General features: G+C 67.7%; 10 protein-coding genes and 1 tRNA gene. 1 reads left to right on the top strand and 10 read right to left on the bottom strand.

Going from position 1 to position 15,490, the window contains the following annotated elements; translation table 11 throughout:
* Nucleotides 1-5: 5 nt before the first annotated feature.
* From ACFVRO_RS11735 to polA, 3 genes are all read right to left on the bottom strand, one after another.
* Nucleotides 6-1,034 (bottom strand): LLM class flavin-dependent oxidoreductase, encoded by a 1,029-nt coding sequence (locus ACFVRO_RS11735; RefSeq protein WP_386952453.1) that lies wholly within the window; start codon nucleotides 1,032-1,034, stop codon nucleotides 6-8.
* 54 nt (nucleotides 1,035-1,088) lie between these two features.
* Complete coding sequence (locus ACFVRO_RS11730) at nucleotides 1,089-2,765, bottom strand: DUF885 domain-containing protein (protein ID WP_386952450.1); 1,677 nt, start codon at nucleotides 2,763-2,765, stop codon at nucleotides 1,089-1,091.
* A gap of 61 nt (nucleotides 2,766-2,826) precedes the next feature.
* Entirely contained in the window at nucleotides 2,827-5,460 is a 2,634-nt protein-coding gene (gene polA, locus ACFVRO_RS11725) for a DNA polymerase I (protein ID WP_386952447.1), read from the bottom strand.
* Nucleotides 5,461-5,505: 45 nt separating this feature from the next.
* Between polA and ACFVRO_RS11720 the strand changes: the two genes are divergently transcribed.
* Nucleotides 5,506-5,928 (top strand): hotdog fold thioesterase, encoded by a 423-nt coding sequence (locus ACFVRO_RS11720; protein ID WP_386952444.1) that lies wholly within the window; start codon nucleotides 5,506-5,508, stop codon nucleotides 5,926-5,928.
* Here the strand turns inward: ACFVRO_RS11720 and ACFVRO_RS11715 are convergent, their stop codons facing one another.
* From ACFVRO_RS11715 to gltB, 7 genes are all read right to left on the bottom strand, one after another.
* Nucleotides 5,929-6,462 carry a hypothetical protein gene (locus ACFVRO_RS11715; RefSeq protein WP_386952442.1) on the bottom strand — a complete coding sequence of 178 codons (534 nt, stop codon included), beginning with the start codon at nucleotides 6,460-6,462 and terminating at the stop codon, nucleotides 5,929-5,931.
* 92 nt (nucleotides 6,463-6,554) lie between these two features.
* Entirely contained in the window at nucleotides 6,555-7,058 is a 504-nt protein-coding gene (locus ACFVRO_RS11710; protein WP_386954452.1) for a GNAT family N-acetyltransferase, read from the bottom strand.
* A 38-nt stretch (nucleotides 7,059-7,096) separates the two neighbouring features.
* Entirely contained in the window at nucleotides 7,097-7,714 is a 618-nt protein-coding gene (locus ACFVRO_RS11705; RefSeq protein ID WP_025103469.1) for an ANTAR domain-containing response regulator, read from the bottom strand.
* 113 nt (nucleotides 7,715-7,827) lie between these two features.
* Nucleotides 7,828-7,910 (bottom strand) — tRNA-Leu (locus tag ACFVRO_RS11700).
* 83 nt (nucleotides 7,911-7,993) lie between these two features.
* On the bottom strand, nucleotides 7,994-9,442 hold the full coding sequence (gene pyk, locus ACFVRO_RS11695) for a pyruvate kinase (protein WP_223586409.1): 1,449 nt from the start codon (nucleotides 9,440-9,442) through the stop codon (nucleotides 7,994-7,996).
* Between the two features lie 56 nt (nucleotides 9,443-9,498).
* Complete coding sequence (locus ACFVRO_RS11690; protein ID WP_386952439.1) at nucleotides 9,499-10,965, bottom strand: glutamate synthase subunit beta; 1,467 nt, start codon at nucleotides 10,963-10,965, stop codon at nucleotides 9,499-9,501.
* Nucleotides 10,958-15,481 carry a glutamate synthase large subunit gene (gene gltB / locus ACFVRO_RS11685; RefSeq protein ID WP_386952436.1) on the bottom strand — a complete coding sequence of 1,508 codons (4,524 nt, stop codon included), beginning with the start codon at nucleotides 15,479-15,481 and terminating at the stop codon, nucleotides 10,958-10,960. The genes ACFVRO_RS11690 and gltB overlap by 8 nt, the downstream gene beginning before the upstream one ends.
* Nucleotides 15,482-15,490 lie beyond the last annotated feature (9 nt).

The raw sequence follows: 15,490 nt of genomic DNA, 5'->3' as shown, positions 1-15,490 counted from the left end.
CCCCGTCAGTCGGCGAGGAGTCTGCGCACGCGCGGCATGACCTCGGTTCCGTAGAGCTCGATGCTGCGCATCATCGCCTCATGCGAGAGGGTCCCCGTGGCGTACTTCAGGTCGAAGCGCCCCAGGCCGAGCGTCTTGACGGTGTCGGCGATCTTCGTCGCCACGCGGTCGGGCGAGCCGACGTACAGCGCACCCTCGGGGCCGACGTCGTTCTGGAAGCGCGCCCGGCTGTACGGAGGCCACCCGCGCTCGCGTCCGATCGTGTTGTTCATCGCCTCGAAGCCGGTGTAGGCGGCATCCCATGCCTCGTCGTCGGTGTCCGCGATGTGGCCGGGCGAGTGCACGGAAACGGGGTGCGACGTCGTTCCGAAGGATGCGACGGAGCGGTGGTACAGATCGACGAACGGCTTGAACCGCACAGCGGGCCCGCCGATGATCGCCAGCATGAGCCCGAGTCCGTGCCGAGCGACGCGCACGACCGACTCCGGGCTGCCGCCGACGCCGACCCACGTGCGCAGGCCCTTCTCCGTCTTCGGGAAGACATCCGCGTTCTCCAGCGACGCGCGCATCGTGCCCGACCAGGTGACGGGCTCCTCCTTCAGGAGCTGGACGAACAGGTCGAGCTTCTCCTCGAAGAGAGCCTCGTAGTCGCGCAGGTCGTATCCGAAGAGGGGGAAGGACTCGATGAACGAGCCACGACCGAGAACGACCTCCGCGCGGCCGTTCGAGACGGCATCCAGCGTGGCGAAGCGCTCGAAGACTCGGACAGGATCGTCCGATGACAGCACGGTGACAGCGGTGCCCAGGCGGATGTTCTCGGTCTTCCCGGCGATCGCCGCGAGAACCATCTCGGGTGCGGACACGGCGAACTCCGGACGGTGGTGCTCCCCCACGCCGAAGAAATCGACGCCGACGGCGTCGGCCAGCTCTGCCTGCGCTACGACGTTCCTGATCGTCTGCGCGCCGCTGAGGAGGTCGCCGCCCGCGTCTCTGGTGATGTCGCCGAAGGTGTCCAGCCCGAACTCGATGCTCATGTCATCCCTTTCCATTCAGATGCATGAACACCGGTGCGGGCCGGACCATTCCCGCTACTTCTCGAGCAATGCGGTGCGCAGCGTGTCGAGACCGACTCCGCCCATGTCGAGCGCCCTCTTGTGGAATTCCTTGACGTCGAAATCTGCACCGCGCTCGGCCTGGTACGCCTCACGAACCTGCTCCCAGATGCGCTGCCCGACCTTGTAGGACGGCGCCTGCCCCGGCCAGCCGAGATAGCGGTTGACCTCGAACTGGACGAACTGATCCGACATGTTCACGTTCTTGCGCATGAAGGCGAGAGCGTAGTCCGCATCCCAGACCCCATCGCCCTCGAGCCGCGGCTTGCCCAGGTGCACGCCGATGTCGAGGACCACACGCGCCGCACGCATGCGCTGGCCGTCGAGCATGCCGAGACGGTCGGCGGGATCGTCGAGATAGCCGAGCTGCTGCATCAGGCGCTCGGCGTACAGAGCCCATCCCTCGGCGTGGCCGGAGGTGCCCGCGAGCAGGCGCCGCCAGGAGTTCAGCTCCGCGCGGTTGTATACCGCCTGCGCGATCTGCAGGTGATGACCAGGGACGCCCTCGTGGTACACGGTGGTCAGCTCACGCCAGGTGTCGAACTCGGTGACGCCCTCGGGGACGGACCACCACATGCGACCGGGGCGCGAGAAGTCATCGGTCGGGCCGGTGTAGTAGATCCCGCCCTCCTGCGTCGGCGCAATCATGCACTCGAGGGTGCGGATCGCTTCGGGGATGTCGAAATGGGTCGCACCGAGTTCGGCGACGGCACGATCGCTCGTCTCCTGCATCCAGCGCTGGAGCGCGTCGGTGCCCACGAGCTTTCGCGACGGGTCGGACTCCAGGTGCGCGACGGCTTCTTCGACCGAGGCTCCGGGGAGGATCTCATTCGCGATCGTGGTCTGCTCCGCGACCATGCGCGCGAGTTCCTCGAGCCCCCACTCGTACGTCTCATCGAGATCGATCGTGGCGCCGAGGAAGCGACGCGAGTTCAGCGCGTAGAGCTCCCGGCCCACGGCATCGACCTCGCTCGCCACCGGTGCGAGTTCCTCAGCGAGGAAACGACGCAGCTCGTGGTAGGCGACGCGGGCCGCTGCGGAGTTGTCGGCGAGGGTGCGGGCGAGGGATGCCGGGAGGTTGCCCTCCTCGGGTCCGCCGTTCGCGACGAACTCGGCGAAGAAGCCGTCATCGGCCGTGTAGCGATCGATCTGCGTGGCGACCTCGGTGACCTGACGGCGCGCGGGTGTGACGCCCGCCGCGATACCGGCGCGGAGCGTCTCGGTGTAGCCGCGGAGCGCATCGGGGACGGCAGCGAGCCGCGCGGCGATCACCGACCAGTCGTCGCTCGTCGCGGTCGGCATCAGGTCGAACGCGGCACGGACGTCCTGCGCGGCAGACGCGATCACGTTGAGATCGCGGAGGTGCCAGTTCGCCTCGTGGAGCTCGAGATCGAGGCTCAGCTCGGCGCTGAGATCGGTCTTGGTCACCTCATCGATGGCATCGGCCGGCTCGAGGCCGGCCAGCTTCGCGAGCGTCGCCCTCGTCGCCGCGGCGACCTCTTCGTGACCCTGCGGGCTCAGATCGCCGAAGCGATCGTTCACCTCGGATCGACCGATGTAGGTGCCGAGGGTGGGAGCGAGGACGGCGATCGTGTCGACCCACTCGTCGGCGACCTTGTCGATGGCTGACGGGGTGCGGGGTGCGGAAGTCATCCCTCCAGCGTAGCCCGCGGCACCCCGTCGCAACATATCGGGAACCGGGTCGCCGCCGAGATCAGTGGGCGGCCTCGTTCCAGTCCTGGCCCCGACCGACCTGCACATCGAGAGGAACAGTCAGCGCTGCAGCGTCACCCATACGGGAGCGGACGATGCGCTCCGCGGCATCCCACTCCCCCGGGGCGACCTCAAGCACGAGTTCGTCGTGGATCTGCAGCAGTACCCGCGACCCGAGACCCTCTGTGCGGAGATCGTCGTGGATGTGGAACAGCGCGATCTTCATGATGTCGGCTGCGCTCCCCTGGATCGGCGCGTTGAGGGCAGCACGTTCGGCGTTCTCGCGGAGCACGCGGTTCGGGCTCGCGAGGTCGGGGAACGGCCGACGGCGTCCGAAGATCGTCTCGGTGTAGCCGACCTCCTTGGCCTTGAGCACGGAAGCCCGCAGGTAGTCGCGGACGGCGCCGAAACGGGCGAAGTACTCCACCATCAGCTGCTTCGCCTCGGACTGCTCGATGCGCAGCTGCTTCGAGAGACCGAACGCCGAGAGGCCGTAGACAAGGCCGTAGGACATGGCCTTCACCTTCGTGCGCATGGCAGAGGTGACATCGCTCGGCTCGACACCGAAGACCCGGGCGCCGACGAAGCGGTGCAGGTCCTCGCCGCTGTTGAAGGCCTCGATGAGCCCCTCGTCTCCCGACAGGTGCGCCATGATGCGCATCTCGATCTGCGAGTAGTCGGCGGTGAGCAGCGACTCGTAGCCCTCTCCGACCTGGAAGGCGCTGCGGATGCGCCGAGACTCCTCGGTGCGCACGGGAATGTTCTGCAGATTCGGGTCCGTGCTCGACAGGCGGCCCGTCTGGCTCCCCGTCTGCACGTAGGTGGTGTGGATCCGGTGATCGTCGCCGATCGCCGTGTCGAGGGACTCGATGATCTGGCGGAGCTTGGTGGCCTCACGGTGCTGCAGCAGCAGCCCCAGGAACGGATGCGGGTTCGACTCCTGGAGATCGGCGAGCACCGCGGCATCCGTCGAGTATCCGGTCTTGGTCTTGCGCGTCTTGGGCAGCTGCAGATCGTCGAACAGCACCTCCTGGAGCTGCTTCGGCGAACCGAGATTGAACTCGCGTCCGACGAGAGCGAACGCCTCCTGAGCGATGCCTTCGGCCCGGATTCCCAGTTCGCCCGAGAACGTGGACAGGACGTCGTGAGAGACGGCGACGCCGGCGACCTCCATGTCGGCGAGCGTGAGCAGGGTCGGCAGCTCGATGTCCGTGAGGACGGCCGCGACCGAGTCCGGGATGTCCTCGCGCAGTGCCGCCGCGACGCGGAGGGCGAACCATGCCTCCTGCGAAGGCGTCGCGCCCTCGGTCTCGGGGACGAGCTGCGAGGGATCCGCCTCGGGCAGCTTCTCTCCCAGGTACCGCTCCACGAGGTCGCTGAGCGACTTGTCGGGGAAGCTCGGACGCAGGAGCCATCCTGCGAGGCTCGTGTCGTACACGAGCCCGCCGAGGCGGACGTCGCGACGGAGCAGCGCCTTCACCTGCGGCTTCGCGTCGTGGATGATCTTCGGAGCGTCGGACTCCAGCCAGCCGCGAAGAACCTCCTCGGCTTCGGCGCTCCAGTCGAGCTCGCGGAGCTCGGTGTCCGTCGCGGCCCCCAGGCGTGACGGGGCGCCCGACTGCGTGGTGAGGGTGAGCGCGATGTCGCCCTGCACACCCGTCGCCCACGCGACGAAGGCCGCCGGATCGACCTCGACCGGCTCGGGGAGCACGACGACGGATGCCGGGTCGTCTGCCACCTCTCCTGCGCCGACGGCCTCGAACACGCGCGGAAGGAGCGTGCGGAACTCGAGTCGGGCGAAGATGTCGCGCACGGCCTGCGCATCGATCGGCGTGACCGCCAGGTCATCAGGCGCCACGGGCAGCTCGACGTCGGTGAGCAGTCTGTTCAGCTTGCGGTTGCGTCGAACATCCTCGATGTGATCGCGCAGGTTGCCGCCGACGACGCCCTTGATCTCCCCGGAGCGCTCGAGGAGGTCGTCCAGAGATCCGAACTGGGTGAGCCATTTCACGGCGGTCTTCTCGCCCACCTTCGGCACTCCCGGCAGGTTGTCGCTCGTCTCGCCGACCAGCGCCGCGATGTCGGGGTACTGCTCGGGGCGGACTCCGTAGCGCTCCTGCACCGTCGTCGGGTCGTAGCGCTTGAGCTGGGAGACGCCCTGCACCGACGGATACAGGAGGGTGACGTCATCGGTGACGAGCTGGATCGTGTCGCGATCTCCGGAGACGACCAGAACGTCATAGCCCTGGGCGGCGCCCTGCGATGCGAGGGTTGCCAGGATGTCGTCGGCCTCGATGCCCTCTTTGGTCAGCACTGGGATCGACATCGCGGCGAGGCAGTCCTGCAGCAGCGGGATCTGGCCTCGGAACTCCTGAGGCGTCTCGGACCGCGTGGCCTTGTACTCGGGGTACTCGTCGGTGCGGAACGAGTGCCGCGACGTGTCGAACGCGATGGCCATGTGGGTGGGCTGCTCGGCCTTGATGAGGTTGACCAGCATGGACAGGAAGCCGTAGATGGCGTTCGTGTGCTGGTTGTCCTTGGTCGTGAAGTTCTCGACCGGAAGGGCGAAGAAGGCACGATAGGCGAGCGAATGGCCGTCGACGACCATGAGGGTAGGCTTTGCGGAGTCCGTCACCCTGTCAGCCTAACGAGGACGACAGACACCCGCTGAGGAGGATTCATGAGCGACGTCACCACGAGCGAAGGACTCGAGTGGGCGACCGCCCGCGGCATGGGCGCATTGGCCGAGAAGATGGGCATCGAGTTCACCGAGTTCTCCGTCGAGCGCTCCGTCGGCACGATGCCTGTCGAGGGCAACACCCAGCCGGTTGGGCTCGTGCACGGAGGTGCGTACGTGGTTCTCGGCGAGTCGCTCGGATCGATGGCGGCGAACCTCCATGCCGGACCGGGACGACTCGCCGTCGGCGTCGACATCAACGCGACGCACACCCGCTCCGCGACCTCGGGCACGGTGACCGGCGTATGCACGCCGATCCACCTCGGCCGCAGCATCACCGTGCACGAGATCGTCATCTCCGATGATCAGGGACGTCGGTGCTCCACGATCCGCATCACGAACATGATCAAGGAACTCCCCGCCTGATCAGGGACGGCTCTTCAAGAGGCTGAGCACCTCGGTCATCTGAGACGACAGCCCGTCCAAGCGACCATCGAGCCCGTCCATGCGGACGCCGATGCTGCCCAGGCGACCGTCGAGCCCGTCCAGACGACCGTCGAGCCCGTCCAAGCGGACACCGATGCTGCCCAGGCGACCGTCGAGCCCGTCCAGGCGACCGTCGAGCCCGTCCAGGCGACCGTCGAGCCCGTCCAGGCGACCGTCGAGCCCGTCCAGACGACCATCGAGCCCGTCCAGGCGACCGTCGAGCCCGTCCAGACGACCATCGAGCCCGTCCAGACGACCATCGATCCCCTCCAGACGACCATCGATCCCCTCCAGACGACCGTCGATGCCGTCCAGACGACCATCGAGCCCGTCCAAGCGGACGCCGATGCTGCCCAGCTGCAGATCATGCCCGGCGAGCCGTGCATTCATCTCTTCGAGCAGTTCGTAGATCGCGGAGATGTCGTTGGTGTTCTGCTCCATCCGGAGGTCTGCCTGCGTGGGTGTCATCGCCATGCGTCGAAGCTACGCCGCGCGCGCAGGCCATCGCGCGCGGTCACCGGCACCCGTGGAGAAATCCCTCACAATGACGTGATGGGGAGGAGCAGTCAGGCCTCGCCGAGGACTCGCTGGAACAGCAGATGGTCCTGCCACTCCCCCGCGATGCGGAGGTATCGAGGGGCCATCCCGATCTGAGCGAACCCGTTCCCGAGCAGGACGCGCTGCGAGCCGGTGTTGTGCACCAGTGTGGCCGCCTGAACGCGGTGCAGACGGAGCTCGTCGGCCGCGTAGGCCATAACTTGCTCGACCGCTCTGGAAGCGAGTCCTCGCCGCAGCCGGGTCGCGTCGATCCAATAGCCGAGATCGGCGCTCCAGAATGCTCCCCGGACGATGTTGTTGAGGTTCATGCGTCCGCGGATCTCGCCGTCGTCGGACACGATCACGAAGCGCGCGCTCCGTCCGGCAGCAGCCTCCTCGACGCTCAGCCGGGAGTGGTTCTCCTGCCAGGCCTCCGTGAAGAACTCCACAGGTCGCGACGGGTCCCACGGAGCCAAATGGCTCCGATTGGAGGTATACGCCCGCGCAAGCGCGGCGCCGTCACCGATCCGCACCGCCCGCAGAGTGTGCTCCGCGTCCAGCGGACGCACTGCTACTTCTTCGGCGCGAGCTGCTCGATGATGGCCTTGGCGACATCCTGCATGGTCAGCCGACGGTCCATGGACGCCTTCTGGATCCAGCGGAACGCCTCCGGCTCGGACAGCCCCATCTTCTCGTTGAGGAGTCCCTTGGCGCGGTCGACGAGCTTGCGGGTCTCGAAGCGCTCGACCATGTCGGCGACCTCGGCCTCGAGCGTGATGATCTGCTCGTGGCGGGCCAGAGCGATCTCGATCGCGGGAAGCAGGTCGTTCGGCGTGAACGGCTTCACGACGTAGGCCAAGGCGCCGGCCTCGCTCGCGCGCTCGACGAGCTCCTTCTGGCTGAATGCGGTCAGCAGCACGACGGGGGCGATGTTGCCCTTGTGCAGCTTCTCGGCGGCGCTGATGCCGTCGAGCTGCGGCATCTTGACGTCCATGATGACGAGGTCGGGGCGAAGCTCCGTGGCGAGTGCGACGGCCGTCTCGCCGTCGCCCGCCTCTCCGACGACGTCGAAGCCGTTGTCGCGGAGGATCTCGACGATGTCGAGGCGGATCAGCGATTCGTCCTCGGCGACGACGACGCGTCGGGGTGCGGATGCCGTGGGCTGCTCAGCCTGCTCTTGCTCAGTCACAGGTCTATCCTATCGAACCAGGCTCCGGCGCTGGCCGCGGGGCGATGCCGTGCCGCGATCCGCCGTGTCGAGCGCACTGTGCGAGCGACGTTCGGGCCGCTCGCGACTCTGGGTGCCGGCGGTGGGACTCGAACCCACACGCCCTTTCGGACAAAGCATTTTGAGTGCTCCGCGTCTGCCATTCCGCCACGCCGGCCCACCGTAGACCCTATCGCACACCCGGGATACGACTGCGCGCCGCACCCCGACGAGGGAGTGCGGCGCGCAGTAGGAGAGACGTCAGACGCCGGCCTTGTAGATCGGCGCGGCGCCGCGGATCGCGTCGCCGACCTTGTGGACGCGGAGGTCGTTCGTCGACCCGATGATCCCGGGAGGGGAACCGGAGATCACGACGACCCTGTCCCCTTCCTCTGCGAGCTTGTTGCCGAGGAGGTACTCGTCGACCTGGTGGTACATGAGGTCGGTGTGCTGCACCATCTCGACGAGCGTCGAGTGGATTCCCCAGGTCAGCGCCATGCGGCGGCGGATGCCCGGCTCTGGCGTGAACGCGAGCATCGGGATGCGCGAGCGCAGCCGCGACAGTCGGCGAGCGGAGTCGCCCGACTGGGTGAAGACGCAGAGGAACTTCGCCTCGACGAACTCCGCGACCTCCAGAGCCGCGAGGGTGATCGCGCCACCCTGCGTGCGCGGCTTGGTCGTGAGCGGGGCCACGCGCTCCAGGCCGTGCTCCTCGGTCGACTCGACGATACGGGCCATGGTCTCCACGACCACGACCGGGTACTCGCCGACGCTGGTCTCGCCGGAGAGCATGACTGCGTCCGCACCGTCCAGCACGGCGTTCGCGACGTCGGAGGTCTCTGCGCGCGTCGGAACCGGGCTGCTGATCATCGACTCGAGCATCTGCGTCGCGACGATGACGGGCTTCGCCATGCGGCGCGCCAGTTCGACGGCGCGCTTCTGCACGATCGGCACGGCCTCGAGCGGGAGCTCGACGCCGAGGTCGCCTCGGGCGACCATGATGCCGTCGAACGCGTCGACGATCTCCTCGAGAGCATCCACCGCCTGCGGCTTCTCGATCTTGGCGATGACGGGGACCTTCACGCCCTCTTCGGCCATGATCTCGTGGACCCGGTCGACGTCGGCGGCGTTGCGCACGAACGACAGCGCGATGAGGTCGGCGCCGGTGCGCAGACCCCAGCGCAGGTCGTCCTCGTCCTTCTCGCTCAGCGCGGGGACGTTCACGGCGACACCGGGCAGGTTGATGCCCTTGTTATTCGACACCGCTCCCGCGACGATCACGCGAGTGGTGACCGTGACGCCGTCGGTGTCGACGACCTCGACGCGCACCTTGCCGTCGTCGATCAGCAGGAAGTCCCCCGCCTTGACGTCCTGGGGCAGACCCTTGAAGGTCGTCCCGCAGATCTCCCTGTTGCCGATGATGTCCTCGGTCGTGATCTTGAAGATGTCTCCGACCGCGAGCTCGTAGGGTCCGGCCTCGAACTTGCCGAGGCGGATCTTCGGGCCCTGCAGGTCGACGAGGACCGCGACCGCCTTGCCTGCGTCATCCGCGGCGCGGCGGACGTTGGCGTAGTTCGCCTCGTGCACGGAGTAGTCACCGTGGCTGAGGTTCAGTCGGGCGACGTCCACACCAGCCTCGATGATCGCGCGCACGGTGTCATACGTAGAGGTGGCTGGGCCCAGGGTGGCGACGATTTTCGCGCGTCTCAACAGATTCTCCAGGGTAGAGGGGGGATTAGAAATCAGGCGACGGTGCCGCGCTCAGCCTACGCGGGCTGGAGTCCGATCGCGACATCCGTGGGCCGCACCGGCTCGGGGAGGACGGTCTCGCCCATGAGGAAGCGATCGACGTTGGCGGCCGCCGCGCGGCCCTCGGCGATCGCCCACACGATAAGCGACTGTCCGCGGCCTGCGTCCCCGGCGACGAACACGCCGGACACGGTGGACTCGTAGGATGCGTCACGCTGGAAGTTGCCGCGGTCGGTCACCTGCGGACGCGTGTCCTCGGTGAACCCGTCCTGCTCGGGACCGGTGAATCCCATGGCGATCAGGACGAGGTCGGCCGGGATCTCCCGCTCCGTGCCGCTCTTGGGCACGCGACGCCCGTCGACGTACTCGGTCTCGGCAACGCGCAGCGCACGGACCTCACCGACCTCGTTGGCGAGGAACTCGACGGTGGAGGCGAGGAACACCCGCTCACCGCCCTCCTCGTGCGCGGAGGACACCTCGAAGACGGTCGGCATCATCGGCCAGGGCTGGTGGCCCGGACGCTCCGCACCCGGCTGCTGGCCGATCGCCAGGTTCGTGACGCTGAGCGCGCCCTGGCGGTGGGCGGTTCCGATGCAGTCGGCACCGGTGTCACCGCCGCCGATGACGATGACGTGTTTGCCTTCGGCGGTGATCTGCTCCGTGACCTTGTCGCCCGCGACCGCATGGTTCGACTCCACGAGATACTCCATCGCGAAGTGGACGCCGTCGAGGTCTCGACCGGGGATCGCAAGATCGCGAGGCACGGTGGAACCGGTCGCGATGACGACCGCGTCGTAGCGCGCGCGGAGGTCCGCCCAGGTGATGTCCTTGCCGATCTCGACGCCGGCGCGGAACCGGGTGCCCTCCTCCTGCATCTGGCGGAGGCGGGACTCGAGCTGCGACTTCTCCATCTTGAAGTCCGGGATCCCGTAACGCAGCAGACCGCCGATGCGATCGTCGCGTTCGAACACGGCCACGGTGTGGCCGGCGCGGGTGAGCTGCTGCGCGGCCGCGAGCCCGGCGGGGCCCGATCCGACGACGGCGACCGTCTTGCCCGTGAGGCGAGCCGGCGGCTGCGCCTCGACCCAGCCCTTGCTGAAGGCCTCGTCGATGATCGAGACCTCGATCTGCTTGATCGTGACGGCGGGCTGGTTGATCCCCAGCACGCAGGCGCTCTCACAGGGAGCGGGGCACAGACGTCCCGTGAACTCGGGGAAGTTGTTCGTCGCGTGCAGCCGGTCGATCGCCGCGCGGCCCTCGCCGCGCCACGTGAGATCGTTCCACTCCGGGATCAGGTTGCCCAGGGGGCATCCCTGGTGGCAGAACGGCACGCCGCAGTCCATGCAGCGGCTCGCCTGGCGGCGGAGCACGGCCTGATCGCCGGGCTCGTACACCTCTTTCCAGTCCATGATCCGAACCGGCACGGGGCGCCGGGCGGGGAGCTCGCGCTCCGTGACCTTCAGAAAACCTTTGGGATCAGCCACCGGTCACCTCCAGGATGCGGTTCCAGACGACGTCGCCGTCGGGGTCGATCCCCTCGGCCACTGCTTCCTCTCTCATGCTCCGCACGGCGGCGAAGTCACGCGGGAGGACCTTCACGAACTCTGCGGCGGTCTCTTCGAACCGCGACAGGATCTCCGATCCGAGCGGGGACGCGGTGCGCTCCACGTGCTCGGAGATCAGGCCTCTCAGCACTTCGAGATCCGCGCGGTCCAAAGGCGTCAGCAGGAGTTCGCCGCTGCCGAGGGACTGCGCGTTGACCTTCGCGGTGTCGAGGGAGCGGACGTACGCCACTCCCCCGGACATTCCGGCGCCGAAGTTACGTCCGGTCGAGCCGAGGATCACCGCGACGCCACCGGTCATGTACTCGAGCGCGTGATCGCCCACGCCCTCGACGACGGCCGTGGCGCCAGAATTGCGCACCAGGAACCGCTCTCCGACCACGCCGGAGAGGAACATCGAGCCGGAGGTCGCGCCGTAGCCGATCACGTTGCCCGCGATCACGTTGCGATGCGGTTCGATCGCAGAGCCACGAGGCGGCCTGATCGTGATGTCGCCACCGGACAGGCCCTTGCCGACGTAGTCGTTGGCGTCGCCTTCGAGCCGCAGCACGATGCCCGACGGCATGAACGCGCCGAGAGACTGCCCGGCCGTGCCATGCAGCGTCACGTCGATCGTCTCGCGCGGGAGACCGGCGGCTCCGTAGCGGGCGGTGACCTGATGGCCCAGCATCGTGCCGACCGCTCGTTCGGTGTTCGCGATCGGGAGCTCGATGACGACGTGCTCTCCGTTCAGGAGCGCGCCCTTCGCGATGTCGATCAGCTGCACGTCGAAGTGCTTCTCGAGCTCGTGATCCTGTTCGCGCCCACTGCGACGGGGCTCCCCCGCCGGGAAGGCGGGGCCGTCGAGGATCGGGCTGAGGTCGAGGCCCTCCGCCTTCCAGTGGTCGACGGCCGCGTTCACCTCGATGAGCTCTGCACGGCCGACGATCTCGTCGAGCGAGCGGAAGCCCAGCTCGGCGAGCAGCTCGCGGACCTCTTCAGCGATGAACTCCATGAAGTTCACCACGAACTCGGGCTTGCCGCTGAAGCGCTCGCGCAGCAGCGGATTCTGCGTCGCGACGCCCACCGGGCAGGTGTCGAGGTGGCACACGCGCATCATGATGCAGCCGCTGACGACCAGCGGCGCCGTGGCGAAGCCGAACTCCTCGGCGCCGAGGAGGGCGCCGATGATCACGTCACGACCGGTCTTGAGCTGGCCGTCGACCTGCACGACCACGCGGTCGCGCATGCCGTTGAGCATGAGCGTCTGCTGGGTCTCGGCGAGGCCGAGCTCCCACGGCGTCCCGGCGTGCTTGAGGGAGTTCAGCGGGCTCGCCCCCGTGCCGCCGTCGTGACCCGACACGAGGACCACGTCGCTGAGCGCCTTGGCGACACCCGCCGCGACGGCGCCGATGCCCGACTGGCTCACCAGCTTGGTGTGGATCCGAGCCTCGGGGTTCGCGCGCTTCAGATCGAAGATGAGCTGCTTGAGGTCTTCGATCGAGTAGATGTCGTGGTGCGGCGGCGGCGAGATGAGGCCGACACCCGGTGTGCCGCCGCGTGTGCGGGCGACCCACGGGTACACCTTCTGCGGGGGCAGCTGACCACCCTCACCCGGCTTGGCGCCCTGGGCGAGCTTGATCTGGATGTCGTCGGCCTCGGTGAGGTACAGGCTCGTGACGCCGAAGCGACCGGACGCGACCTGCTTGATCGCGCTGCGGCGCTCGGGGTCGAGAAGCCGGTCGGAGTCCTCTCCGCCCTCACCGGTGTTCGACTTGCCGCCGATCCGGTTCATGGCGATCGCGAGGGTCTCGTGCGCCTCCTTGGAGATCGAGCCGTAGCTCATCGCACCCGTCGAGAAGCGCTTGACGATCTCGGAGACCGGCTCCACCTCGTCCAGCGGGACGGGCTTGCGGGTGCCGGTGCGCAGACGGAACAGGCCGCGCAGAGTCTTGAGCTCCGCAGCCTGGTCGTCGACGAGCCGCGTGTACTCGCGGAAGACGTCGTAGCGGCGCTCGCGGGTCGAGTGCTGCAGCTTGAAGACCGTCTCCGGGCTGAACAGGTGCGGTGAGCCGTCGCGGCGCCACTGGTACTCGCCACCGGTCCACAGGCGCTCGTGCGCCCTGGCCGCTGCATCCTCGGGGTAGGCGTAGTCGTGCCTCGCCTGGTTCTCAGCGAAGATGTCCTCGATGCCGATGCCTCCGAGCTTGGACTCGGTGCGCGTGAAGTACGCGTCGATGAGCTCCTGGCTGAGGCCCACGGCCTCGAACACCTGCGCTCCCGCGTAGGACGACACCGTCGAGATGCCCATCTTGGACATGATCTTCAGCACGCCCTTGCCCAGGGCGTAGATCAGGTTGCGGACGGCCTTCTCCGGCGAGATGCCCGTGATGTAGCCGGTGCGCACGAGGTGCTCGACGGTCTCCATCGCGAGATACGGGTTGATCGCGGAGGCTCCGTAGCCGATGAGCGTCGCGACGTGGTGCACCTCGCGGACGTCTCCGGCCTCGACGATCAGGCCGACCTTCATGCGGTTCTCACGGCGGATCAGGTGGTGATGCACCGCGGAGAGCATGAGCAGCGACGGGATCGGCGTGAGGTCCTTGTTGGAGTCGCGGTCGGAGAGGATGAGGAACTCCGCCCCCTGCTCGATCGCCTCGTCGGCTTCGGCGCACATCTCCGTCAGCCGCTCCTCGAGCGACTGGGGTCCGGCGTCGAAGTGGTAGAGCCCCTTGATGGTCACGCTGGAGCGGCCGGGGAGGGCCTTGTCGATGTGGCGGATCTTCGCGAGCTCGTCGTTGTCGATCACCGGGAAGTCGAGCGACACCGTGCGGGTGTGCTCCGGCCCCCAGGTCAGGAGGTTCGCCTCAGGGCCGAGTCCGAGCTTGAGGCTGGTGACGACCTCTTCGCGGATCGAGTCCAGCGGCGGGTTCGTCACCTGGGCGAACTGCTGCGTGAAGTAGTCGAAGAGCAGGCGCGGGCGCTTGCTGAGCACCGCGATCGGCGTGTCCGAACCCATGGCGCCGAGCGGTTCCACACCGGTCTGCCCCATCGGGGTCAGCAGGATGCGCACTTCCTCCTCGGTGTACCCGAAGGTCCGCTGACGGCGGGTGATCGAAGCGGGCGGATGCACGATGTGCTCGCGCTCGGGGAGGTCAGCGAGCCGGACCGCGCCGGCATCCAGCCATTCCTGCCACGGGTGCAGCGTCGCGAGATCGCGCTTGATCTCCTCGTCTTCGATGATCCGGCGCTGCGCCGTGTCGACCAGGAACATCTTTCCCGGCTGCAGACGGCCGCGGCGCTTGATGCGCTCGGGCTCGAACGTGAGCACGCCGGTCTCGGAGCCGATGACGATGAGTCCATCGGTGGTCTCCGTCCAGCGACCAGGACGCAGACCGTTGCGGTCGAGCGTGGCGCCGACGAGGGTGCCGTCGGTGAAGATGAGCGCGGCGGGGCCGTCCCACGGCTCCATCTGGTTCGAGTGGTACTCGTAGAAAGAACGCAGTTCCGGGGAGATGTCGGACTGCTTCTCGTACGCCTCCGGGACCATCATCATGATGGCGTGAGGCAGGCTGCGGCCGGTGAGGGTCAGCAGCTCGAGCACCTCGTCGAAGGAGGCCGAATCGCTGGCCCCGTCGGTGCAGATCGGCAGGAGAGGCTCGACGTCGCCGAGCAGCTCCGACTCCAGCTGAGACTGCCGGGCGCGCATCCAGTTGCGGTTGCCGCCGACCGTGTTGATCTCGCCGTTGTGGGCGAGCATCCGCAGCGGCTGCGCGAGCGGCCACGACGGGAAGGTGTTGGTCGAGTAGCGCGAGTGCACGACGGCGAGCTCGGACATGAACCGCTCGTCCTGCAGGTCGGGGTAGAACGGCTCGAGCTGCAGCGTCGTGACCATTCCCTTGTAGCCGAGCGTGCGAGCGGACAGCGAGACGAAGTAGGCGCCGAGCTCATGACCTGCGCGCTTGCGGAGACGATAGGCGATGCGGTCGAGGGCGATGCCTGTGAGCGGCGCCTGCGAGTGGGTCGCTCCCCCGGCGCTCACGAAGAGCTGCTCGAACGCGGGGCGAGCCTCATCGGCGAGCTTGCCCAGGTTCTCGTTCACCGTGGGCACCTCGCGCCATCCGAGGACGCGCAGGCCCTCGGCGCGAGCGATCTTCTCGATGCCGGCCTTCTGCTGGCGGCGTTCGCTGGAGTCACGCGGGAGGAACGCCAGACCCGCGGCGTACTCGCCGACCGGTGGCAGTTCGAAATCCGTGACCGCGCGCAGGAACGCGTCGGGCATCTGCGTCAGGATGCCCGCACCGTCTCCGGTGCCGGCATCCGAGCCGATCGCACCGCGGTGCTCGAGGTTGCGCAGCGCTTCGAGCGCCAGCGCGATGATGTCGTGGCCCGCCTCGCCGCGCAGTGTCGCGACCATGGCAAGGCCGCAGGCGTCCTTCTCGAACGCCGGGTTGTACATGCCCTGCTT

The sequence above is a fragment of the Microbacterium sp. NPDC057944 genome, assembly GCF_042887445.1.
Classification (GTDB): Bacteria; Actinomycetota; Actinomycetes; order Actinomycetales; family Microbacteriaceae; genus Microbacterium; species Microbacterium natoriense.
Note: the sequence above shows the minus strand (reverse complement) of the source record. Positions and strands in the feature narration are given on the sequence as shown.

What these genes read in the sequence shown, in the direction of transcription:
- ACFVRO_RS11735 (WP_386952453.1), bottom strand. Translation starts at nt 1,034, where the DNA reads ATGAGCATCGAGTTCGGGCTGGACACCTTCGGCGACATCACCAGAGAC.
- ACFVRO_RS11730 (WP_386952450.1), bottom strand. Translation starts at nt 2,765, where the DNA reads ATGACTTCCGCACCCCGCACCCCGTCAGCCATCGACAAGGTCGCCGAC.
- ACFVRO_RS11720 (WP_386952444.1), top strand. Translation starts at nt 5,506, where the DNA reads ATGAGCGACGTCACCACGAGCGAAGGACTCGAGTGGGCGACCGCCCGC.
- ACFVRO_RS11715 (WP_386952442.1), bottom strand. Translation starts at nt 6,462, where the DNA reads ATGGCGATGACACCCACGCAGGCAGACCTCCGGATGGAGCAGAACACC.
- gltB (WP_386952436.1), bottom strand. Translation starts at nt 15,481, where the DNA reads ATGTACAACCCGGCGTTCGAGAAGGACGCCTGCGGCCTTGCCATGGTC.